At 30.4% G+C, this 23,039-nt stretch carries 21 protein-coding genes, 2 pseudogenes and 2 riboswitches; of the genes and pseudogenes, 19 read left to right on the top strand and 4 right to left on the bottom strand.

Annotated elements, in window-relative coordinates:
- Nucleotides 1-69 precede the first annotated feature (69 nt).
- Nucleotides 70-342: a chemotaxis protein CheW gene (locus LEQ07_RS15060; protein WP_263331276.1), complete on the top strand. Its 273-nt coding sequence runs from the start codon at nt 70-72 to the stop codon at nt 340-342.
- An 81-nt stretch (nt 343-423) separates the two neighbouring features.
- On the opposite strand, the gene LEQ07_RS15065 is transcribed toward LEQ07_RS15060, so the two are convergent.
- Entirely contained in the window at nt 424-990 is a 567-nt protein-coding gene (locus LEQ07_RS15065) for a CD3073 family putative ECF transporter S component (protein ID WP_021429691.1), read from the bottom strand.
- A gap of 176 nt (nt 991-1,166) precedes the next feature.
- Between LEQ07_RS15065 and LEQ07_RS15070 the strand changes: the two genes are divergently transcribed.
- Entirely contained in the window at nt 1,167-1,700 is a 534-nt protein-coding gene (locus tag LEQ07_RS15070; RefSeq protein WP_046822603.1) for a CD3072 family TudS-related putative desulfidase, read from the top strand.
- A 123-nt stretch (nt 1,701-1,823) separates the two neighbouring features.
- Here LEQ07_RS15070 and LEQ07_RS23170 read toward each other — a convergent pair whose 3' ends face one another.
- Together LEQ07_RS23170 and LEQ07_RS15080 are read right to left on the bottom strand one after the other, a co-directional pair.
- The gene (locus tag LEQ07_RS23170; RefSeq protein WP_317852095.1) at nt 1,824-2,132 is read right to left on the bottom strand and encodes a UTRA domain-containing protein; all 309 of its coding nucleotides are present in this window, start codon (nt 2,130-2,132) and stop codon (nt 1,824-1,826) included.
- Complete coding sequence (locus LEQ07_RS15080) at nt 2,126-2,539, bottom strand: GntR family transcriptional regulator (protein WP_263331277.1); 414 nt, start codon at nt 2,537-2,539, stop codon at nt 2,126-2,128. The genes LEQ07_RS23170 and LEQ07_RS15080 overlap by 7 nt, the downstream gene beginning before the upstream one ends.
- Nucleotides 2,540-2,704: 165 nt before the next feature.
- Here LEQ07_RS15080 and treP point away from each other — a divergent pair, with 165 nt between their 5' ends.
- Nucleotides 2,705-4,138, top strand: coding sequence for a PTS system trehalose-specific EIIBC component (treP, locus tag LEQ07_RS15085; protein ID WP_046822605.1), 1,434 nt, complete (start codon nt 2,705-2,707; stop codon nt 4,136-4,138).
- 47 nt (nt 4,139-4,185) lie between these two features.
- Nucleotides 4,186-5,854: pseudogene (gene treC, locus LEQ07_RS15090) on the top strand (alpha,alpha-phosphotrehalase).
- A gap of 68 nt (nt 5,855-5,922) precedes the next feature.
- Here the strand turns inward: treC and yidA are convergent.
- Nucleotides 5,923-6,732, bottom strand: coding sequence for a sugar-phosphatase (yidA, locus tag LEQ07_RS15095; RefSeq protein ID WP_263331278.1), 810 nt, complete (start codon nt 6,730-6,732; stop codon nt 5,923-5,925).
- 235 nt (nt 6,733-6,967) lie between these two features.
- Here yidA and LEQ07_RS15100 point away from each other — a divergent pair.
- The 15 genes and pseudogenes from LEQ07_RS15100 (at nt 6,968) to LEQ07_RS15170 (ending at nt 23,022) form a co-directional block, all read left to right on the top strand.
- Nucleotides 6,968-8,661: pseudogene (locus LEQ07_RS15100) on the top strand (M3 family oligoendopeptidase).
- 338 nt (nt 8,662-8,999) lie between these two features.
- Entirely contained in the window at nt 9,000-9,938 is a 939-nt protein-coding gene (locus tag LEQ07_RS15105; RefSeq protein WP_046822609.1) for an iron-hydroxamate ABC transporter substrate-binding protein, read from the top strand.
- Nucleotides 9,939-10,019: 81 nt separating this feature from the next.
- Nucleotides 10,020-11,030, top strand: coding sequence for a FecCD family ABC transporter permease (locus tag LEQ07_RS15110; RefSeq protein WP_263331279.1), 1,011 nt, complete (start codon nt 10,020-10,022; stop codon nt 11,028-11,030).
- 1 nt (nt 11,031) lies between these two features.
- The gene (locus LEQ07_RS15115) at nt 11,032-12,048 is read left to right on the top strand and encodes a FecCD family ABC transporter permease (protein WP_046822611.1); all 1,017 of its coding nucleotides are present in this window, start codon (nt 11,032-11,034) and stop codon (nt 12,046-12,048) included.
- A gap of 15 nt (nt 12,049-12,063) precedes the next feature.
- Nucleotides 12,064-12,855 carry an ABC transporter ATP-binding protein gene (locus tag LEQ07_RS15120; protein WP_046822612.1) on the top strand — a complete coding sequence of 264 codons (792 nt, stop codon included), beginning with the start codon at nt 12,064-12,066 and terminating at the stop codon, nt 12,853-12,855.
- A 263-nt stretch (nt 12,856-13,118) separates the two neighbouring features.
- A riboswitch (glycine riboswitch) is annotated at nt 13,119-13,239 on the top strand.
- A 95-nt stretch (nt 13,240-13,334) separates the two neighbouring features.
- Nucleotides 13,335-13,706, top strand: a complete 372-nt coding sequence (locus LEQ07_RS15125) for a GrdX family protein (RefSeq protein ID WP_046822613.1) — start codon at nt 13,335-13,337, stop codon at nt 13,704-13,706.
- Nucleotides 13,707-13,748: 42 nt separating this feature from the next.
- A complete protein-coding gene (trxB, locus tag LEQ07_RS15130; protein WP_035115253.1) occupies nt 13,749-14,711 on the top strand; it encodes a thioredoxin-disulfide reductase in 963 nt (320 codons plus the stop codon).
- Between the two features lie 151 nt (nt 14,712-14,862).
- Nucleotides 14,863-15,171: a thioredoxin TrxA gene (gene trxA / locus LEQ07_RS15135; protein ID WP_263331300.1), complete on the top strand. Its 309-nt coding sequence runs from the start codon at nt 14,863-14,865 to the stop codon at nt 15,169-15,171.
- Between the two features lie 65 nt (nt 15,172-15,236).
- Nucleotides 15,237-16,523 (top strand): glycine/sarcosine/betaine reductase component B subunit, encoded by a 1,287-nt coding sequence (locus tag LEQ07_RS15140; protein ID WP_263331280.1) that lies wholly within the window; start codon nt 15,237-15,239, stop codon nt 16,521-16,523.
- 246 nt (nt 16,524-16,769) lie between these two features.
- The gene (gene grdA, locus LEQ07_RS15145) at nt 16,770-17,249 is read left to right on the top strand and encodes a glycine/sarcosine/betaine reductase complex selenoprotein A (protein ID WP_082367534.1); all 480 of its coding nucleotides are present in this window, start codon (nt 16,770-16,772) and stop codon (nt 17,247-17,249) included.
- A 26-nt stretch (nt 17,250-17,275) separates the two neighbouring features.
- Complete coding sequence (gene grdB, locus LEQ07_RS15150) at nt 17,276-18,619, top strand: glycine reductase complex selenoprotein B (protein WP_084821979.1); 1,344 nt, start codon at nt 17,276-17,278, stop codon at nt 18,617-18,619.
- A 216-nt stretch (nt 18,620-18,835) separates the two neighbouring features.
- Nucleotides 18,836-20,371, top strand: coding sequence for a glycine/sarcosine/betaine reductase complex component C subunit beta (gene grdC / locus LEQ07_RS15155; RefSeq protein ID WP_046822618.1), 1,536 nt, complete (start codon nt 18,836-18,838; stop codon nt 20,369-20,371).
- A gap of 54 nt (nt 20,372-20,425) precedes the next feature.
- The gene (gene grdD / locus LEQ07_RS15160; RefSeq protein ID WP_263331281.1) at nt 20,426-21,574 is read left to right on the top strand and encodes a glycine/sarcosine/betaine reductase complex component C subunit alpha; all 1,149 of its coding nucleotides are present in this window, start codon (nt 20,426-20,428) and stop codon (nt 21,572-21,574) included.
- 492 nt (nt 21,575-22,066) lie between these two features.
- Nucleotides 22,067-22,149, top strand: a riboswitch (cyclic di-GMP riboswitch).
- A gap of 253 nt (nt 22,150-22,402) precedes the next feature.
- On the top strand, nt 22,403-22,642 hold the full coding sequence (locus LEQ07_RS15165) for a hypothetical protein (RefSeq protein ID WP_263331282.1): 240 nt from the start codon (nt 22,403-22,405) through the stop codon (nt 22,640-22,642).
- 23 nt (nt 22,643-22,665) lie between these two features.
- A complete protein-coding gene (locus LEQ07_RS15170) occupies nt 22,666-23,022 on the top strand; it encodes a hypothetical protein (protein ID WP_263331283.1) in 357 nt (118 codons plus the stop codon).
- Nucleotides 23,023-23,039: the final 17 nt, after the last annotated feature.

Raw genomic sequence — 23,039 nt, forward strand, 5'->3', positions numbered from 1 at the left:
TAAAAAAGAAAAAATGAAGAGATTAGGAAAAAATTGCTAGATTTGCTTAATAAAGCAGAAAAACAATATATGGAAAAAGTACTTGAATTATTAGATAAAACAAAATACATTTTTAAAGATCATTATCATGATATGGTAATTGTAATTATGCAAAATAATAGATTTATAGGTCTTGCAGTAGATGAAATTTTAACTGTAGATAATTTTATAAAAAATGAAACTTCAGAAAGTAATTTTATAATTGACCAACCTAAATATATTTCTGCAATTGGAGCAACTAAAGATATCGATGAACATATATTTTTAATTAAAGAAGATAAATTATTTGAGTTATATAAATAGATATAAGATTACATGAAAAAAGGGTGTCGCAAATATTAATGCGACACCCTTTTTACAGAGTGCTTTAAAAAGGTTATTATATTATGAAACTTTATAAGTCTGTTTAGAAAACTGAGATATAAAGTTTTTTGGCATTTTACTTAAGAAATAAACCACTAAAATACAAGATAAAGGTTTATCTACTATATTACTAATAATTCTTGGTATAAAAGCAGCTGTAAAAATTTCTTGTCCAGATTGAACTAAAAATCCAACCAATAAGTCTGCTCCACTTCCACTTAAACCTCCAAATAATAGTATTGAAATAGGTGTTCCTATTAAAGGACAAACTACAGCTAATAATAATCCTGTAAGTATAGCCTCTTTGTAACCAAATGATTTTTTTCTAGCTATAAATCCAACTATAACACCTAGTGCTATATTAACTAAAGCAAATGGTATATTTGTAGGATCTGATATTACACCAAGGACTAAATTTGTTCCTCCCCCTATAAGTGCTCCCCATAAAGGTCCAAGGACAACAGCCCCAAGTACTGTTCCAACGGTATCTAAAAATAGTAATGGAATGTTTAACATACCGACAAACATACCGAAAACTATATTTACTAATATACACATTGCGCTAAATGTTATTTTCTTTGTATTCATGATTACGATTTCCTCCGCAATTAAATTATTAGTACATAATTAATAATAATACAAAACTATCAATTTTTGAAATCGGAAATATTTATAAGTAAATTGTCTAAAATAGTAAAAATCTATAACACACCAATTATTTACTGTGATACTATGAAAATATTAATAAAATTAAGGAGATATATATGGAAAGAAAAAGGGAAATAGTAGCTGTTTGCCATTGTATATTAAATTGTAACTCTAAAGTGGAAGGGCTATCTAATGATAAAGGGTCACATAATGTTTCTTTACAAATTTTAAGTAGTGGGTATGGAATAATTCAATTACCTTGTCCTGAGATGGTTATGTATGGAATTAAAAGGTGGGGACATGTAAAAGAACAATTTGATAATTTATTTTATAGAAATCAATGTAAGATTATGCTAGATCCATACATAAAACAATTTGAAAACTATATTAAAAATAATTATAAAATTAAAGCTATAATAGCTATAGATGGAAGTCCTAGTTGTGGATATAATAAAACTTGTAGTTCTGATAATTGGTTTGGAGAGTTAAGTGGATGTAATAATTTATCCGAAAAATTAAGTGATATAAAAATGATAGATGGAAAAGGAATATTTATTGAAGAACTAGAAAAATTATTAAAGGAAAATAATTTAGAAATACCAATTGTAGGACTAGATGAAAGTATAGGACTAGATATAACTATAATTTAAATTAAATATTTGATAAAATGATTGATATTAAACGTAAAAGGTTTAATATCAATCATTTTACTCTACAGAAAATAAAATATGACTTTATATTGGATTCCTACCACAAACAATTTATATAAATAATTACTTGTAAGAACGGCGAGCAAAAGTACTAAATTTAAATCTATCAGGGCGATGTCTAGATTGAGTGTATTCAAATAATGAACCATCATCTAAATAAACATAATTACTTATGACAGCAACTAAGTTGAAGTCATTTAAATCAAGATATTTTTTATCAATAGGACAAGCGGGTTCAATGGAAATTATTTTTTGAGCACCGCTTATTTTAAGATTAAGATTATTTTCAATAAAATCATAAATAGATTCATAAGCTATATCTTTAGTAAGGCCTTTTATAATATTTGAGTTAAAGTAGTTAATATCTAATATAACATTTCATTATCTATATTTCTAACACGAAACATTTTTATTGCTTTTGAATTAATTAAAAAATTAGTTTCTTTAGATAATTCTTCATCAACTATAATATTTTCAAATAACGGTATACAAGTGTGATAATTTAAATTATTATACTCTGATGCTTCTTTAAAGCTTTGTAATCCTCCTACTAAAAAATTAAGAGGTTGCTTTTCTAAAACAAATACTCCTTTTCCGTGGACGCTTGTCACCAACCCATCTGAAGCTAATAAATCTAACGCTCTTCTAACGGTGTTTCTACTTACATTAAACAAAGCAGTTAATTCATGTTCAGAAGGTAATTTTCCATCTTTAAATTCATTAGATTGTATTTTATCTTTTAAATAATTATATATATTTAAATATTTATTTACAGCCATGTGTATAAGTCCTTTCTTTAAAATTAATCAACGCTTTTATTATATCAAATAAAGAGTATATAGTCAGTTGGAAATTTGTTTAAACAAGTTATTGACAATGTTGTTTAAACAAGTTAAAATGATTTCAAGAAAACGTTTTTAAAAATACTGATGGAGGGTAATGACATGGTAAAATATGAAAAAGAAGTTTCGGATATTATAAATCTAGTTGGTAGTGAAGAAAACATTGCAAGTTTATCTCATTGCGTAACTAGGTTAAGATTTGTCTTAAAAGATGAATCGAAGGCTGATAAAGAAAGTCTTGAAAAGTTACCTATAGTTAAAGGCGTATTTACAAATGCTGGTCAATTTCAAGTTGTAATTGGTTCAGGGGTAAAAGATGTATATAATGAAATAATTCAGTTAAGTAATGTAAAGGGTGCTACCAAAGAAGAAGTTAAAAACGTAGCAAAACAAAATATGAGCTTTATGGAAAGACTAATATCTGGATTTGCAGAAATATTTATACCTATACTACCTGCTATAATAACTGGTGGATTAATGTTAGGGTTTAGAAATATAATAGGTGATTTACCTATATTTGGAAATGGGGCTGAAACTTTAACACAGCTATATCCAGTATTAGATGAAGTAAATAGCTTTTTATGGGTAATATGTGAAGCTATATTTCATTTTTTACCAGTTGCTATTACCTGGTCAACTGTCAAAAAATTTGGAGGATCAGAGGTTTTGGGTATTGTTCTAGGAATAGCATTAGTATCTCCACAACTATTAAATGCTTATGGATATGCGGAAGCAGCAACAAAAGGTACTGTTCCGTTTTGGGATTTTGGAATATTTACAATACAAAAAGTTGGTTACCAAGCACAAGTAATACCAGCAATGCTATCAGGGATATTTTTAGCTAAATTAGAAACGAACCTTCGTAAATATATACCAGATACTTTAAAGATGATAATAATTCCATTTATAGTATTAATAATCACTGTATTACTTTCATATACAATAATTGGTCCAATATCTCGTACATTAGGAGATGGAATTGCAATGTTTTTCAATCAATTACTAACTGGACCGTTTAAACTAATCGGAGCTATTATATTTGGAGCTTTATATGCACCATTAGTTGTAACTGGTTTACATCATACATTCTTAGCTGTAGATTTACAATTAATTTCAACAGGAGGAACTATGATATGGCCTTTGATTGCACTAAGTAATATAGCTCAAGGATCAGCAGCTATAGCAATGTTTATACTTTACAAAAACGATGCAAAAATGAAATCGATGTCATTATCTTCGGCAATATCAGCATATTTAGGAGTAACAGAGCCTGCAATGTTTGGTGTAAACCTAAAATATAAATATGCTTTTTATGCAGCATTAATAGGTTCAGCAACTGCAGCAACTTTATCTATATCTACAGGAGTTTTGGCAAATTCAATAGGAATAGGTGGACTTCCAGCATTTTTAGCGATTCAACCTCAGTATTGGATTAATTATATATTAGCAATGGTAGTTGCATTAGTAATTCCATTTATTTTAACTATAGCGTTTCATAAATATAGAAATAAAAAGCTAAAATTTAATAAAAAATAAAAACAAGTTTTAATTTAATGATTTAAGTTACAGAGAGGTGAGTATTTATGGAATATAAGGACTGGTTTAAAAAAGCTAGTGTATATCAAATATACCCCAAAAGTTTTAAAGACAGCAACGATGATGGAATAGGTGACATAAAGGGTATAATACAAAAACTAGATCATATTGAAAATTTAGGTATAGAGGTAATATGGTTAACGCCTATATATGTATCTCCACAAAAAGATAATGGATACGATATAGAAGATTATTATAATATAGACCCTATATTTGGAACTATGGATGATTTCGAAGAATTATTAATAGAAGTTCATAATAGAGGTATGAAACTTATAATGGATATGGTTATAAATCATACATCAACACAACATATATGGTTTAAGGAGGCAAAAAAAGGAGAAGACAACCCATATCATGATTTTACATATGGAAAAAACTAAAGATAGAAAATTACCAAACAATTGGAAATCTAAATTTGGAGGAAGTGCATGGGAATATGTAGAGGATATAGATAAATATTATTTACACCTATTTGACGTAAGTCAAGCTGATTTAAATTGGGAAAATCCAAAATTAAGGTTAGAAATATATAAAATGATGAATTTCTGGATGAAAAAAGGAGTAGATGGGTTTAGACTAGATGTTATAAATTTATTATCTAAAAATCAAGATTTTCCAAATGATACTTTAGAAAGTCCTAATCATGATGGACGAAGATTTTATACAGATGGACCGAGAATACATGAATATTTAAAAGATATAAATAAAAATGTATTTTCACTTTATGAAAATTCTATGACAGTTGGAGAAATGTCATCAACTACTATACCAAATTGTATAAATTATACTAACCCTAACAACATGGAATTAGATATGACATTTAATTTTCATCACTTAAAAGTAGATTATTTAAATGGTGAAAAATGGATATTAGCTCAATTTGAATTTGACAAGTTAAAAGAAATAATTTTTGATTGGCAAGTTCAAATGCAAGTTGGAAACGGATGGAACGCTACATTTTGGTCAAATCACGACCAACCTCGTGCATTATCTAGGTTTGGGGATGATAAAAGTTATCGTATAGAATCTGCAAAGATGCTAGCAACATCTATACATTTAATGAGAGGAACTCCGTATATATATCAAGGTGAAGAAATAGGAATGACAAATCCTAATTTTGAAAGTATAAATGAATATAAAGACATTGAAAGTATAAATGCATATAAAAACCTAATTAAAAAAGGATATAGTGAAGATGAGGTTTTACAAATATTAAGATTTAAGTCAAGAGATAACTCTCGTACACCTATGCAATGGAATGAAAATGGTGGATTTACAAAAGGATGTTCATGGATAAAAATGGCTAATAATTATAAAATTATAAATGCAAAATATGAGATTGAAGATGAAGAATCCATATATAATTATTATAAAAAATTGATAAACTTAAGAAAAGAATACGACATAATATCTCATGGAGATATAACCCCTATACTAAAAGATCATGAAAGTATATTAGCTTATATTAGGGAGTATAAAAATCAAAAACTACTAGTTGTATGTAACTTTTTTGCACAAAATACTGAAATTGATATAAATCAATATATTAAAAATTTCAAATGTAAGATATTAATCAAAAATTATTGTGAAAGAGATTTAAGCAAATCTATGATTTTAAAACCATATGAGTGTTTTGCAATACTTATTAATTAACAGTAAAATTGAATGTGATAAGCAAAATGGGAATGGCATTGATAATTCAATACTATTCCCATTATTAATTATAATATAAAGTCAGATATAACCTTAGCAACACCGTGATTATTATTAGTTTCAGTAACATGATTAGCGATCTCTTTTATACTATCTCTAGCATTGCCCATAGCAACTCCAAGTCCTGCAAACTCAATCATATGTCTGTCATTTTCTTCATCTCCAACAGCTATAACTTCAGTTGGATCTATGCCTAACTTATCACATAGAGCTTGTAATCCTGAACCTTTGTTAACTTTCTTATTTAAAAATTCTAAGAAAAATGGAGCTGAACGAACTATAGTGTATCTATCATGGAACTCTTGTGGAATTTTAGTTATGATATCTTCTATAACTTCAGGTTCATCAACTAGCATAACTTTACAGAATGTTAAATCTGAATTAATTTCATTTTCATCCATACAAATAACAGGAATGTTATTAAGTGTAGATTCATGAACACTGTATTTAGGAACTTCTGTATAAGGAACAACTAAAGAATCTGGAGTGTTTATATGAATTTTTATATCATGTTTTTTAGCTAATTCATTATATATATAATCGAAATCTTCATGACTCATTTCTATATTAGAAATAACATCTTGAGAAGTAATTTCTTGAACAAGTCCACCATTAAATGTAACAACGTAATTTTCTTCGTCATTAAGCTTTAATTCTTTTAATAAAGTTTGAACCCCTGGAAGTGGTCTGCCAGTTGATAATACAACTTTAACACCTTTTTCTTTTGCATTTTGTATTGCATCAAAAACCTCTTGTGTAACTTTTTTTTCACTATTTAGTAATGTACCGTCTATGTCTAATGCGATTAGTTTATACATAATTTCCTCCCAATAAATCAATTTAATTTGCTAAGTACAGTTTATAGCATAGTCAAAATTTTATCAATAGATTAGGGGTTAGTAAAATACAAAAATTAAATGAATATTGGGCTAATTGACTTTAAATTATACGTATAGTAAAGTAAGTTTAAAGATATAAATTAGTAAAAATTTACATAAATTATAGCTTTTAACATAAGCTAAAACTACAAATAATATATAACGAGGTGATAAAATGAAATTTAAGGATTTTAAATACAAAAGACCTAATTATGAAAAATAAAAGAGAAATTTAAAAATCTAGTAAAAAACATGGAAACTAGTACAAATTATGATGAGCTTAGAAAAAATATAGATGAGATTAATAAACTAAGAAATCATATAGATAGTATGGCAACGCTAGTTTCTATAAGATACAGTATAGATACTGAAGATGAATTTTATGCAAAAGAAAAAGAGTATTGGGATGAAAATGGTCCTCATTATGAAGAGTTAAATTCATTATTTTATAAAGCTCTAGTGAATTCAAAATTTAAAGATAAACTTACACAAGAGTTAGGAAAGCAATTTATGTCTATAGCGGACTATTCGCTACAAGCATTTTCTAAAGAAATAATAGCTGAGTTACAAGAAGAAAATAAATTAGCATCAGAATATACTAAACTTTTAGCATCTGCAAAAATTCCTTTTGATGGAGAAGAAAGAAATCTTTCAGGACTAGGGCCTTATATGACATCTCCATTTAGAGATGAAAGAGAAAAATCATCACAAGCATATTATGGATTCTTTGAAGCAAATGAGAACAAATTTGATGATTTATTCGATAAACTAGTAAAAGTAAGAGACAAAATGGCTAAAAAATTAGGTTTTGAAAATTTCGTAGAACTTGGCTACATAAGAATGTTAAGAACTGATTATAATGCAGAAATGGTTGAAAACTTTAGAAAACAAGTAAGTGAGTATATAGTACCTGTTGCAAATAAATTATATAAAAGACAAAAGGAAAGATTAGGACTTCAACAATTTAGATACTTTGATGAAAATTTTGAGTTTAATAGTGGAAATGCAAAACCTAAAGGAGACTCTGATTTTATAATGAAAAATGGTATTTTAATGTATTCAGAGCTTTCTAAGGAAACTGATGAGTTCTTTAAATATATGATGGATCATGAATTAATGGACTTAGAAACTAAAAAAGGAAAAGGTGCTGGAGGATATTGTACATATATACCAGAATACAAGGCTCCTTTTATATTCTCAAACTTTAATTCAACAGCAGATGATATAGATGTTTTAACTCATGAAGCAGGACATGCATTCCAAGTTTATATGTCAAGATGGATTGAAATTCCAGATATAAACTTCCCAACATACGAAAGTTGTGAAATACATTCTATGAGTATGGAATTTATAACTTGGCCTTGGATGGAGCTTTTCTTTAAAGAAGATACTGATAAATATAAATTTGTTCACTTAGGTAGTGCTATTAAGTTTATACCTTATGGAGTGTTAGTAGATGAGTTCCAACACATAGTATATGAAAATCCAAACATGACAAAAGATGAAAGAAAATTGGTTTGGAGAGATCTAGAAAAGAAATATCAACCGCATAAGGATTATGAAGGCAATGACTTCTTAGAAAGAGGTGGATGGTGGTTTAAGCAAGGCCACATATTTAAAAATCCATTCTATTATATAGATTATACATTAGCTCAAATTTGTGCACTTCAATTCTGGAAGAAGATGCAAGTTGATAGAGTTAAAGGATGGCAAGATTATCTAAATATTTGTAGAATAGGTGGAACTAAGTCTTTCTTAGATATTGTTAAATATGCTAATTTAATATCTCCTTTTGAAGAAGGTTGTGTAAGTAGTGTTATTGAAAGTATTGATGAGTATTTACAATCTATAAATGATAAGAATATGTAGGTTATGTAGCGAGGGTGTTTATTTAGTATTTCCTTCACACCAAGTCCTAAAGTTCGAGGACTTGAAGTGTTACGTCAATACTAAATAAACACCCTTTGCTATTGTAAACTTATGGTGGGGAGTTGAGTTGACCCCTTTGCTATTGTAGCTTAATAGTGTATGGAGAAGATGTGAAATAAAATTCACATCTTTTTTTGTGGTTAAGAAAAAATGTTTCAAGAAAATAATGGAAAATTATAAAAGTAATTGACTATTATTCTCAATGTTGCTATAATATGAACAAATAAAAGTGATAATTAATTTCAAATAGTAATTAAAAATAATTGGGAGGTTTATTCATGAAAAAACGAAAGTCATTAGTATTGCTTGCAGCAGTAGTAGCCACGTTAGGGTTAGTTACTGGGTGTGCAGGCGGTAATTCATCAAATAAAGAAAGTAATGAAAAAAGAACGGTTCAATCAGTAAAAGGAGATGTTGAAATACCAGCAGATCCCAAACGAATAGTAGATATTTCAGGAAGCAGTGAAGAACTTTTAATTTTAGGTCACACACCAGTTGCTACAGCCAATGTAGACTCTTATGAAACTACTAAAGTACCTTCATACATAGAAGATAAATTAAAAGATACTAAAGTTGTAGGTCATTCAATGATGGATACTATGGATGTTGAAGCAATTTTAGGAACAAATCCAGACTTAATAATAATGAGTCAAAGACAAGAAAAAATATATGATCAATTAAAAGAGATTGCTCCAGTAGTTATGATAAAAGACTACGCAAATGATTGGAGAAGTAAATTAATAGATGTTTCAAAGTTATTTAACCAAGAAGATAAAGCTAAAGAGTGGTTAAATAATTATGACAAAAAAGCTGAAGAACTTGGAAAAGAAGTTATAGCTAAAAATGGAGATCAAACGTACTTAACAGTTTTAGCAACTCAAGGTCAATTTATGGTATTCAGTGATGCGGGTATAGGAACTATTGTAAATGATGACATGAAACTATCTAGACCTGAAAATATGCCAAAGCAAGATGGTATAACATTACCAACGGTTAGTATGGAAGGTTTAACTGAAATAGATGCAGATCACATTATTGTTATAGCTACGGATTCTGATAAAAAAGATTTAGAAAATAGTTCAGTATGGTCACAAATTAGAGCTGTAAAAGATGGAAATGTAACAATCTTAGATGCTTCACCATATTTTACTCAATCATATAACCCGATAGGTAGAGAGTTATTATTAGAATCAGTTAAAAATGAATTAATAAAGTAATTTAGTATAGCAGGTGTGTATAATGGATTTCATTTTCACACCTGTTTTTAATAATAGAAATATAGAAAGGTATGTTTAGACATGAAATTAAGTAAAAAGAGTTCAGCTTATTTATTAATTACAATTGGAATAGCAATTCTTTTTATTGGTATTTTTATATCGGTATCCATGGGACCTAAGGATATAAGCTTAAATACCATGATAAATAGTTTTATATCCAATTCAAGTGATGTAGATACAAAAATAATTAGAGATGTTAGAATGCCAAGGGCTATAGCTGCAGCATTAGTTGGAGGATTTTTAGCTGTATCGGGTGCTATAATGCAAGGTATTACAAGAAACCCTATAGCAGATCCATCTGTAATGGGTATAACACAAGGAGCTACATTTACTATAGCTATAGCTTTAGTTTTACAAAAGGTAGTACCAGGGTTTGCACCAGGAAGTTTTGGTCTTATGATATTTTCTTTTTTAGGAGCAAGTATAAGTGGATTGCTAGTTTACTTTATAAGTTCTAGAACGAGAACAAAAGTTGATCCAGTGAAATTAGCATTAGCAGGAACGGCATTAGGTACATTATTAGTGTCACTAGCTATGGCGTTTGCTATGTACTTTAACTTATCTCAGCAATTAAGCTTTTGGATTTCTGGAGGACTAGTAAGTGCTAAATGGGAAGGCGTAAAGCTTTTATTAATTATCGGAGGGATAGGTTTTATAGTAGCTATGATAATGGCTCCGAGAATTACAATATTAAGCTTAGGTGAAGAAGTTGCTATAGGACTTGGACAAAAAACTAACTTAGTAAGATTTATATCGTTAGTAGTAGTAGTTTTAATGACAGGAGCAAGTGTGTCTGTTGCTGGAAATATTGTATTTGTAGGTCTGGTAGTACCTCAAATTGCAAAAGGAATAGTTGGAGCAGATTATAAATATATAATACCTAGTTCTCTAGTTTTAGGGTCTTTGTTATTAGTTTACAGCGATATCTTATCAAGAATGATAAATCCACCGTATGAAACACCAGTAGGTTCAATAACTGCACTTATTGGAGTACCGGTTTTTATATATCTTGTAAGAAAGGAAACTAGATAAAATGAAAACTAATAATAAAAAGTCTAAAATTATATTAATAGCATCGATTTTATTAGCGCTTATATTTATTACTGTGTTGATAAGTTTAAATATGGGATCGTTTAAAATTCCACCTATAGATGTATTAAAAACATTTATAGGACAAGGACAGAAAAATTATGAAATAGCAATTTTTAAATTAAGACTACCTAGAATAGTTATTGCAATATTAGTAGGAAGTGCATTAGCAACAGCAGGATCTATACTTCAGGGAGTTACTAAAAATGATTTAGCAGATTCAGGAATATTAGGTATAAACTCGGGAGCTGCATTATTTGTTGTAGTATATATATATTTAATGAATGGAAATGTATATGATGGAGTAAGTAACTTAACCATATTTACAATGCCTATAGTTGCGTTACTGGGGGCATTATTTGGAGCTTTTTTAATATATGTATTAGCATTTAAAAATGGAATTAGCTCTCAAAGATTACTTTTAATAGGAATAGGTATAAATATAGCATTTACATCTATAATGACTATTTTCCAATTGAAATTTACTACTCAAGAATTTAATAGAGTAATGGCATGGACATCAGGAAGTATATGGGGTAGTAACTGGAAGTATGTACTAGCAATACTACCTTTTATAATAGTATTTATGTTTCTTGCAATATATAAATCAAGATACCTAGATGCATTAAATTTAGGAGATGAAATATCTACAGGGCTTGGTGTTAATGTAGAAAAGGAAAGAAAAAAGCTAATAACTTATGCAGTTATATTAGCCGGAGTTGCAACATCAGTAGCAGGTAGCATTTCATTTTTAGGATTAGTTTCACCTCACATTGCTAGAAAGCTTGTTGGGCCTAAACATAAAAGATTAGTACCTATATCAGCATTAATAGGAATATTACTTATATTAGCAGCTGATACTGTATCAAGAAATTTACTAGCACCAATAGAAATACCAGTAGGAATAGTTATATCTATAATAGGTGTACCTTACTTTATATATTTAATGTTAGCAGATTAGAAAGAGGTAAAAATTATGAATTCAATAATAACTAAGAACTTAAACATATCTTATGGAAATATAGATATTGTAAAAAACTTAAATTTAAATATACCAAAAGGAAAAATAACTACAATAATAGGAGCTAACGGATGTGGTAAATCTACTATTTTAAAAACTATAGGAAGAATAATAAATCCAAAGAGCGGAAGTATTTATATAAATGGCAAAAATCTTCATGAGGAAAATCCAACAGATATCGCAAAAGAAATGGCAGTACTTCCACAAAATCCACAAGCTCCAAGCGGACTTACTGTAGAGGAATTAATATCTTATGGTAGATTTCCTCATCAAAAGGGATTTGGAAAGATGAATAAAGAAGACAAGGATATTGTAAGTTGGGCTATGGAAGTTACAAAAATATCTGAATTTAGAGATAGAAATATTGATGATTTATCTGGAGGACAAAGACAAAGGGCCTGGATAGCAATGGCTCTTGCACAAGAAACAGACATATTATTACTAGATGAACCTACAACATATTTAGATTTAGCTCATCAATTAGAAATTTTACAGTTATTAGATGAATTAAATAAAAATGAAAAACGAACAATTGTAATGGTTATTCATGAGTTAAACAATGCATCTAGATTTGCAGATCATATGATAGGAATCAAAAAAGGGAAAATTGTATGTGAAGGTGAAGCTCATGATGTTATGACAAAAGAAAATCTAAAAGAAATTTTTAATATTGATGCAGAAATTGTTGAAGATCCGCGAACAAAAAAACCTGTTTGTTTGACATATGACATGGTTAAAAAAAATTAAAAAATAAGATATAAAAAAGGAATACTTAAAAGAAATTAGAATAAATATAAATTGAAAGTTAGAAAATTAACTTAATAGATAAAATCTATGAAAAGAAGTTAATAAAAAGATTATAGCTATATCAACGGTTTGACAAAAACTGGACAATATCAACAAAAAACATAAAAATATTGAAATGAATATTGTATATATTTACCAAGGTAGATATAATGTAAGTAAGAAAAGCACCTAAGGGGCAAAGACAAAATTAAAAATTAAACCGTTTGAAGGTTAAGGGAGACGGTCTCTAATTTGGGGAAATTAGAGATGACCGAAGGGACAAATTTAAATCCATCCCAAAAGGATTTAAATGAAATTCTCAGGTAAAAGGACTTTAACTGGACGGATCTCTGAAAGATATTTTGACAGGGAACTAAGTGGGGACTTAGTTTCCTGTTTTTTAGTTTAACAAAAGAAATTTTGAAAGTGAGTGTAGACAAATGTTAATAATCACTAACAATCCTATGATTCAGGAAAACGTTACTGATAAAGAAGTTATAACGTTAGATACTGACTATATAGGAACATTAAAGGAATGCAGAGATTTAGTTCATAAGGGGTATGAATTATTATCACATCCGCTATATGGGAGCGTAAAACCCAATGAGACGCCATATCGTACAGTCATAATTAAAAAGGGGAAATCTCTAGACACAAATTCATTAAACTTAATAGAAGAAGCCATAGAAACAGCAGAAAAATTTAAAAACAACAAGTTAACTCCTATGTGGACTGAAAAAGTTTTAGACGATTTCAGAGTAATTGATTTTGATATAATGAGAAATACAATTCAAAGAATACAATATGTATAAACTTTGGTGTATATATATTAATAAAAATAGGGGGTCGAGATAATGGAAAATTTATATGACATAGTCATAATAGGTTGTGGACCTGCAGGTCTTGCAGCTGGTCTTTACGGCGCAAGAGCTAAAATGAAGACTTTAATACTTGAAAAAGGAAAAACTGGTGGACAAATAGTTATAACTCATGAAGTTGCTAACTATCCAGGATCAGTTGAAAATGCTACTGGACCAAGCTTAATAGCTAGAATGGTAGAGCAATGTAAAGAATTTGGTGCTGAAATAGTTAGAGACTCTATAGTAGACACTGAATTAGAAGGAAATATAAAAGTATTAAAAGGTGAAAAAGGTGAGTACAGAGCTAAAACTGTTATAATAGCTACTGGAGCTACTCCTAAAAAATTAGGATGCCCAGGAGAAAAAGAATTAACAGGTAAAGGAGTTTCTTACTGTGCTACATGTGACGCTGACTTCTTCGAAGATTTCGAAGTATTCGTAGTTGGAGGAGGAGATAGTGCTATAGAAGAAGCATTATACTTAACTAAGTTTGCTAGAAAAGTTACTATAGTTCATAGAAGACAAGGTTTAAGATGTGCTAGATCTATAGAAGATAAAGCAAGAGCTAATGAAAGAATAGAATTCTTATTAGATACAGTTATAGATGAAATAAAAGGTGATGGATTAGTTGAATCAGTAGTATTTAGAAATACTCAAACAGGTGAAACTAATGAATACTTCGCTGATGAAGAAGATGGAACTATGGGAATATTCATATTCGTAGGATTTGATTCTCAAACTGAGTTATTCAAAGGTAAAGTGGATATGGATGACTATGGATACATCAAAACAGATGATAATATGTTAACAAATATACCTGGTGTATTTGCTGCAGGAGATTGTAGAGTTAAATCATTAAGACAAGTCGTTACAGCAACAGCTGATGGAGCTATAGCTGCAGTAACAGCTGAAAAATATGTAGAAGCAAACTTCGAAGAAGAAGTTACTAATTGCTAATAAAAAAGTACGTTTAACAAGGTTATCGGGGGATGATGTTTATTAAATTAAACATTACTTAATGAACGGTACTTAAATTAAAATAGCTATTAATATATTAAAAATATATTAAAATATATAAAATCCAATAGGGGGATACTGAAATGATAGCATTAGAAAAAATACATTCAATCCAGAAGTATTAGAAGCAGAAGGGCTAGTATTAGTTGATTTCTGGAGCCAAGGTTGTGAACCTTGTAAAGCATTACTTCCAGATATAGAAAAATTTGCAGAAGCATATGGGGAAAAAATAAAGTTCTGTAAATTCGATATAACTAAAGCTAGAAGAGTTGCTATAAAAGAGAAGGTTTTAGGTCTTCCAACTATAGCTATATACAAAGATGGAGCTAAAATAGATGAAGTAACAAAAGATGATGCTACAGTTTCTAATATAGAAGCTATGATAAAGAAGCACTTATAAGAAATTAATGGGGATTTAATTCCCCGTTAAAATAAATTAAGTTCAAAAAATTAGGGGGTGCCAATATGCGTCTTGAGTTAGGGAAAATCTTTATAAAAGATGTACAATTTGGAGCAGTAACAGAAGTTAAAGATTCAGTATTATACATCAACAAAGAAGAGATGTTAAAAGAAATTGGTGGAGATGAACATATAAAATCAATAGATTTAGATATAGTTCGTCCAGGGGAAAGCGTTAGAATAATACCAGTTAAAGACGTTATAGAACCGAGAGTAAAAGTTGATGGTAATGGAGGAATATTCCCAGGAGTTATATCAAAAGTTGACACTGTTGGAGAAGGTAGAACTCATGCACTTAAAAATGTTGGAGTTGTAACAACTGGTAAAATAGTTGGTTTCCAAGAAGGTATAATAGATATGACTGGTCCTGGAGCTGAATATACACCATTCTCTAAGTTAAACAACGTTGTTGTTATAGCTGAACCAATAGATGGTTTAAAGCAATACGATCACGAAAGAGCTGTTAGAATGATAGGATTCAAAGCTGCTATATACTTAGGAGAAGTTGCTAGAAACTTAACTCCAGATGAAGTTGTAGAGTACGAAACTAAGCCATTATTAGAGTCAGTAGCAGAGTATCCAGAACTTCCAAAAGTAGGATATGTATACATGCTTCAAACTCAAGGATTATTACATGACACATATGTTTACGGAGTTGACGCTAAGCAAATAGTACCAACATTATTATACCCAACTGAATTAATGGACGGAGCTATAGTAAGTGGTAACTGTGTTTCAGCTTGTGATAAAAACCCAAGTTATGTACACATGAATAACTCAGTAGTTGAAGATTTATACCTACAACATGGAAAAGAAATAAACTTTGTAGGCGTTATCATAACTAATGAAAACGTATACTTAGCAGATAAAGAAAGATCTTCTAACTGGACTGCTAAATTATGTAAACAATTAGGTTTAGATGCTGTAATAGTATCTCAAGAAGGATTTGGTAACCCAGATACAGACCTTATAATGAACTGCAAGAAAATAGAAGGTCAAGGTGTTAAAACTGTTATAGTTACAGATGAGTATGCTGGTAGAGATGGAGCATCTCAATCATTAGCTGATGCTGATGTTAAAGCTAACGCTGTTGTAACTGGTGGAAATGCTAACCAAGTTGTTGTATTACCTAAGATGGATAGAGTTATAGGACACGTTGAAGTTGCTGATGTTATAGCTGGTGGAGCTGCTGGATCTTTAAGAGAAGATGGATCTATAGAAGCTGAGATACAAGTAATAACTGGAGCTACTAATGAAACAGGATTTGGATTCTTAACAGCTAAGGGGTATTAGAAACTGTAATACGATGAGGTTGCTTCGTGACATTTGATATTGTTTCCTTTACACAAAGTCCTGCGGACTTTAAGTGTTTCGTCAACAATATATAAATATCACTTCGCTATAATATATCGTAAATACAAGTGTTTCATAATATAGCTGAGAAGAATATATTTAAATAAAAATAGATTTTTAAAGAGTGTGAATTTAAAAAGGTGTTAAAATGACAATATTAAAATAAATGGGAAAAGGAGATATATTATGAGCTTATTAAGTAATAAAAAGATCATAATCATAGGTGACCGTGACGGAATTCCGGGACCTGCGATAGAAGAGTGTGTAAACACTGTAGAAAATACTGAAATAGTTTTTGCTTCAACAGAATGTTTTGTCTGAACTGCTGCTGGGGCTATGGACTTAGAAAACCAAAACAGAGTTAAAGATGCTACTGAAAAATTCGGTGCTGAAAATGTTGTGGTTTTACTAGGTGCTGCTGAAGCCGAAGCTGCAGGTCTTGCAGCTGAAACAGTAACTGCTGGAGATCCAACTTTCGCTGGACCACTTGCTGGTGTTGAGTTAGGATTGGCTGTTTATCATGTTGTTGAACCAGAAATGAAAGAGTTATTTGACGAATCAGTTTACGAAGATCAAATAAGTATGATGGAAATGGTTCTTGAAGTTGATGAAATCGTTGAAGAGATGAACGATATAAGGGGTCAATTCTGCAAATATAATGCCTAATTAAATCAAAAGGGGTTGAGATAAAGATGGAAAAGATAAAAGTAGTTCATTATGTAAACCAATTCTTCGCAGGAATTGGAGGAGAAGAAAAAGCTGATACGAAACCACATATAGCTGAAAAATTACCTCCAATAAGTTTACAATTAAACAAGTTATTAGGGGATGAAATAGAAGTAGTTGGAACTGTAGTTTGCGGAGACAGTTATTTCGGAGAAAACATGGATGCTGCTAGCCAAGAAGTATTAGGAATGGTTAAAAGCTTCGAACCACAATTATTTATAGCTGGACCAGCGTTCAATGCAGGAAGATACGGGGTTGCTGCAGGAACAATAACTAAATTTGTAAAAGATGAATTAAATATACCAGCTTTAACAGGAATGTACATTGAAAATCCAGGAGCAGATATGTTCAAAAAAGATTTATATATAGTATCAACATCTGACTCTGCTGCTGGTATGAGAAAGGCTCTTCCAAAAATAGCTACATTAGCTAAGAAGTTAGCTAATGGAGAAGAAATAGGATCTCCAGCTGAAGAAGGTTATATAGAAAGAGGAGTAAGAGTTAACTACTTCGCTAAAGAAAGAGGTTCTAAGAGAGCTGTAGACATGTTATTAAAGAAAATAAAAGGTGAAGATTTCGTAACTGAATATCCAATGCCAAACTTTGATAGAGTTGATCCACAACCAGCTATAAAAGATTTATCTAAGGCTAAAATAGCTCTAGTTACTTCTGGTGGTATAGTTCCTAAAGGAAACCCAGATAGAATCGAATCTTCTTCTGCATCTAAATACGGTGAATATTCTATAGCAGGAGTTAACGATTTAACTGAAGAAACTTACGAAACTGCTCATGGTGGATTCGACCCAGTTTATTGTAACTTAGACTCAGATAGAGTTTTACCAGTAGATGTTTTAAGAGACTTAGAAAAAGAAGGAGCTATAGGTTCTTTACATGAGTTCTTCTACTCAACTACAGGTAACGGAACTGCTGTTGCAAGTTCTAAGAAGTTTGCTGCTGAATACGCTCAAAAGTTAATAGCTGCAGGCGTTGACGCTGTAATACTAACATCTACTTGAGGTACTTGTACTCGTTGCGGTGCAACGATGGTAAAAGAGATAGAAAGAGCTGGTCTTCCAGTTGTTCATATCTGTACAGTAGTACCTATATCTTTAACTGTTGGAGCTAATAGAATAGTTCCAGCTATAGCTATACCTCATCCTCTTGGAAATCCTAAGTTAGATCCAGCTGAGGAAAAAGCTTTAAGAAGAAAATTAGTTGAAAAATGCTTAGTTGCATTAGCTACTGAAGTTGATGGTCAAACAGTATTTGAAAAAGATATAACTTTAAAGGATATAATGGCTAACGCTTAATTATGGCTTAGGAGTTTTATAATTGACTTGGGAGCGAGTAAGTCACAGACTTCACGTTAGAATCCTGCGGCTTGCTATATATATTGAGAAAACATTTAAATAAAAATTAAATAGGTGGGTTAACTTTACCCACCTATTTTTATAAAGTCATCCAGTCTTTTATCATAATAGAATTCAAGTAAAAATAATAACATATATACATTGGGGGTAAATATTATGACATTTCCAGTTTTAAAAGGTGCTAGTTATATTTTAGTTCACACACCAGATATGATAGTTAAAAATGGTACTACTTGTGCTGTTGAGAGAGAAACACATCCAGAATCAGAATTTTTAAAAGAAGTTACTAATCATATAAGAAGTTATGAAGAAGTAGTAAATTATATACCAAACCAAGTTTACATAGGAAACAACAGACCAGAAGAATTAAGAGAAATAGCTCTTCCATGGTGCGAATACAAAATGGAAGGAAAAAGAGATGGTAAGCGTGGAGAAATAATGCCACAAGATGAATTTTTAGCAATGATGCAAATATGCGATGCTTTTGATTTAGTTAAATTAAAAGAAGATTTTGTTAATGATATAAGACCTAACTTTGAAAAGAACTACCCAGAGCTAGCTCCATTCTTTGGAAAGCTTAAAGGTGATAATATAGATGATGCAAATGAATTAATAGATTCACACCATGCTGAAGGATTATACCATAATGATCAATTAGTTGGATATGTTAAGAGAGCTCATGATGTTGACGTTAACTTAAACGCACATACAATGTTTGAAAACTTAGTTGTAAAAGCTTCAGGAGTTGTTGCTGCAGTACAATTAATAAGAAAAGAAAATGTTAATCCATTAGATATAGATTATGTAATAGAATGTTCAGAAGAAGCTTGTGGAGATATGAACCAAAGAGGTGGAGGAAACTTCGCTAAGTCTATAGCTGAAATGGCTGGACTTCAAAATGCTTCAGGATCAGACACAAGAGGTTTCTGTGCTGGGCCTACTCATGCTTTAATAAATGCTGCTGCACTTGTTAAATCAGGAGTATATAAAAATGTTATGGTAGTTGCAGGTGGAGCTAGTGCTAAACTTGGAATGAATGCTAAAGACCATGTTAAAAAAGGCCTTCCAGTATTAGAAGACGTTGTTGGAGGATTCGCTGTTTTAGTTTCTGAAAACGATGGAGTTAACCCAATAATAAGAACTGATTTAACAGGAAAACACAGTGTTGGAACTGGATCTTCTCCACAAGCTGTTATGACTGCATTAATAACTAGTGGACTTGATAGAGCTAACTTAAAAATAACTGATGTTGATGTTTACTCAGTTGAAATGCAAAACCCAGATATAACTAAGCCTGCTGGAGCTGGGGATGTTCCAGAAGCTAACTATAAAATGATAGGTGCTCTTGCTGTTAAGCGTGGAGACTTAGAAAAGAAAGAATTAAAGAACTTTGTAAGCGAAAAAGGTATACCAGGTTGGGCTCCAACTCAAGGACATATACCTTCAGGAGTTCCATATATAGGATTTGGTATAGATGATTTAACTTCTGGAGATAAAAACAGAGCTATGGTAGTTGGTAAGGGAAGTTTATTCTTAGGAAGAATGACTAACTTATTCGATGGAGTTTCTTTCATAGTTGAGAGAAATCAAGGTGTAGAGGAAGAAGCAGCTGCAGTTTCTAAAGAAGAAATCAAGAAAATTATAGCACAATCTATGAAAAAATTAGCTCAAGATATGTTAATAGAAGAGTAGGAATAGAAGACGTATAGAATTTTATAAAAATTCATTTTGAGGGGAGATCTGGTTATGCCTAAAAAGATTATAGCCGAAACTTTTTTAGATATAGCAAATGCTATTGAAAGCGGCGAATTTGGTAAAAAAGTTAGAATTGGTTTGACTACATTAGGTAGTGAGCATGGAACTGAAAATTTAGTTAAAGGTGCTCACCTAGCTAAGTCAAATTTATTTGATATAGTTTTAATAGGGCCTAAAGTTGAAACTGAACTTGAGGTTGTTGAAGTTAATGAAGAAAGCGAAATGCATTCTAAAATGGAAGAATTATTAGACTCAGGTTACATAGATGCTTGTGTAACTATGCATTACAACTTCCCTATAGGAGTTTCTACAGTTGGTAGAGTTATAACTCCAGGTAGAGGAAAAGAAATGATACTTGCTACTACTACAGGAACAAGTGCTACAAACAGAATAGAAGCTATGGTTAGAAATGCTGTTTATGGTATATCTACAGCTAAGTCTATAGGAATCAAAAAACCTACTGTTGGTATATTAAATGTCGACGGTGCTAGACAAGTAGAAAAAGCTTTAAAAGATTTACAAGCAAATGGATACGATATATCTTTTGCTGAATCAGTTAGAGCAGATGGTGGTTGCGTAATGAGAGGAAATGACTTATTATGTGGGGCTCCAGATGTTATGGTTACTGATACTTTAAGTGGAAATATATTTATGAAAGTATTCTCTTCGTTTACTACTGGTGGAGATTATGAAGCACAAGGATTTGGATATGGTCCTGGTGTAGGTGAAGACTATGATAGAAAGATATTAATATTATCTAGAGCATCTGGTTCTCCAGTTGTTGCAAATGCATTAAGATACGCTTATGACGTTGTTAAAGGTGATGTTACTAAGGTATCAAAAGATGAATTTAAAAATGTTAAAAATGCTAAATATGACGATATTATAGCTGCTTTAACTAAGAAAGAAGTTAAGAATGATAATGATGAGGAAGTAGCTATGCCGGCAAAAGAAGTTGTTACTCATCAAATATCTGGTATAGATATAATGGATTTAGAAGATGCGGTTAAAGTTTTATGGAAGAATGGAATTTATGCAGAAAGTGGTATGGGATGTACGGGGCCTATAGTTCTTGTTGCTGATGGAAAAGGAGAAGCGTGTGTTAAGATGCTTCTAGATGCAGGTTATACTGCTAAATAATTAAAAAACGAATCCTTGCCATGGAAGTAGTTTGAAGACTGAGTTATTAGTGGGTGTAGGATTTGTGGTATGTTTTGCTCCATACAAGCTGGGAAGATGCTTGTAAATGTCGCTGCAACATACACACAAATCCTACACTTAACTGACAACTCAGTCTTTTTTTTGAGAAAATGATATTTAAATGCCTCTGCAACATACACACAAATCCCTCGCCTAACTGATAACCTAGTCTTTTTTTGGGTATTTTTTCAAAATTATAATAAATTAAAATGAATATTAGCTTATCAATTTATGTAAAATAAATAGTGAAAATGTCGTAATAATGAGTAAATTAATTTTTGAAAAAAATAATATTTAATATATTGATTAAAGTAATTAAAAAATAAGATAAAACAAATAAAATGTAAAAAATGGAAAACGATTGAGGGTGCTTTAGGGAATATTTTTCAGTATAATAAAAAAGAAGAATAAATTAATAAGGGATATAATAGGTTTAAATATAGAGGCTATGAAATATGTTTGTATATGGGCACTTGAAACATATGGAGCTAATAGTGCAACCGGCTATTTAAAGATATAAGTATAAAATTACTTTTATCATTTAAATAGCCTTTTTTATGCTAAAAATGTTGTATTTACTAAGAATTTGTGGAAAATCTATAAAATTTAGTTATATCAATATTATATGTTTTGAGCATAAAAAAGCTTTTTGAGCAACGGACGAAGTCGTTGGCGACATGAGTGAAGCGAATTTTTATGCTAAAAATGTAGATAAACTATGAAATAAATCGAAGATAATTTTTATTATGAAAAATTAAGGAGAGTTAAATGAGTAGAAAAAGAATTAAAGTTGGAGCAATATCTATACTTTTATTAATATGTATCGTCACCGTTCAAAAGATATCATATGCAAGTTTGACATCCAAAGATAAAGTAACCAATACATTAAATTTGGGGGATATAAATATAGAAGTAAGTGAAACGTTTACACCGCCTAAAAATTGGAATGGAGATGAATATAGCAAAGCAGTAAAAATAAAAATAATAGTACATCACCAGCACTTATAAGAGTATGTATAATTCCTAGGTGGGTGGATGAAAAAGGAAATGCATGGCCAGGAGATACTAACTTAGTAACATTAAACTATGAAACTAATAATATAACAGCAAATCAAAACACAACAGAAGATGATAAATGGATCTATGGCAACGACAATTATTATTACTATAACACTATAGTTTTAAATGACGAAGAAACAACTCAAATTTTAAAATCAGTAAGCGCAAACATTCCGGAAGAATTACAAGAAAGATATAAAAATAAGACTTTGATAGTAGATGTAAAAGCAGAGGCTGTACAGGCTACGAAAGATGCATATAAAAGAACTTGGAACAATATTGAAAATCAAGGAATACATAAAATACTAGAAAATTTATGTACTAGGTAAAATAATTTCAGGGAGAA

This window comes from Paraclostridium sp. AKS73, assembly GCF_025671395.1.
Classification (GTDB): domain Bacteria; phylum Bacillota; class Clostridia; order Peptostreptococcales; family Peptostreptococcaceae; genus Paraclostridium; species Paraclostridium benzoelyticum.

What these genes read in the sequence shown, in the direction of transcription:
- LEQ07_RS15070 (WP_046822603.1), top strand. Translation starts at nt 1,167, where the DNA reads ATGGAAAGAAAAAGGGAAATAGTAGCTGTTTGCCATTGTATATTAAAT.
- LEQ07_RS15115 (WP_046822611.1), top strand. Translation starts at nt 11,032, where the DNA reads ATGAAAACTAATAATAAAAAGTCTAAAATTATATTAATAGCATCGATT.
- yidA (WP_263331278.1), bottom strand. Translation starts at nt 6,732, where the DNA reads ATGTATAAACTAATCGCATTAGACATAGACGGTACATTACTAAATAGT.
- grdC (WP_046822618.1), top strand. Translation starts at nt 18,836, where the DNA reads ATGACATTTCCAGTTTTAAAAGGTGCTAGTTATATTTTAGTTCACACA.
- LEQ07_RS15060 (WP_263331276.1), top strand. Translation starts at nt 70, where the DNA reads ATGGAAAAAGTACTTGAATTATTAGATAAAACAAAATACATTTTTAAA.
- LEQ07_RS15120 (WP_046822612.1), top strand. Translation starts at nt 12,064, where the DNA reads ATGAATTCAATAATAACTAAGAACTTAAACATATCTTATGGAAATATA.
- LEQ07_RS15165 (WP_263331282.1), top strand. Translation starts at nt 22,403, where the DNA reads ATGAGTAGAAAAAGAATTAAAGTTGGAGCAATATCTATACTTTTATTA.
- LEQ07_RS15110 (WP_263331279.1), top strand. Translation starts at nt 10,020, where the DNA reads ATGAAATTAAGTAAAAAGAGTTCAGCTTATTTATTAATTACAATTGGA.
- LEQ07_RS15065 (WP_021429691.1), bottom strand. Translation starts at nt 990, where the DNA reads ATGAATACAAAGAAAATAACATTTAGCGCAATGTGTATATTAGTAAAT.
- LEQ07_RS15080 (WP_263331277.1), bottom strand. Translation starts at nt 2,539, where the DNA reads ATGGCTGTAAATAAATATTTAAATATATATAATTATTTAAAAGATAAA.
- treP (WP_046822605.1), top strand. Translation starts at nt 2,705, where the DNA reads ATGGTAAAATATGAAAAAGAAGTTTCGGATATTATAAATCTAGTTGGT.
- LEQ07_RS15125 (WP_046822613.1), top strand. Translation starts at nt 13,335, where the DNA reads ATGTTAATAATCACTAACAATCCTATGATTCAGGAAAACGTTACTGAT.
- LEQ07_RS15105 (WP_046822609.1), top strand. Translation starts at nt 9,000, where the DNA reads ATGAAAAAACGAAAGTCATTAGTATTGCTTGCAGCAGTAGTAGCCACG.
- trxB (WP_035115253.1), top strand. Translation starts at nt 13,749, where the DNA reads ATGGAAAATTTATATGACATAGTCATAATAGGTTGTGGACCTGCAGGT.
- grdD (WP_263331281.1), top strand. Translation starts at nt 20,426, where the DNA reads ATGCCTAAAAAGATTATAGCCGAAACTTTTTTAGATATAGCAAATGCT.
- LEQ07_RS15140 (WP_263331280.1), top strand. Translation starts at nt 15,237, where the DNA reads ATGCGTCTTGAGTTAGGGAAAATCTTTATAAAAGATGTACAATTTGGA.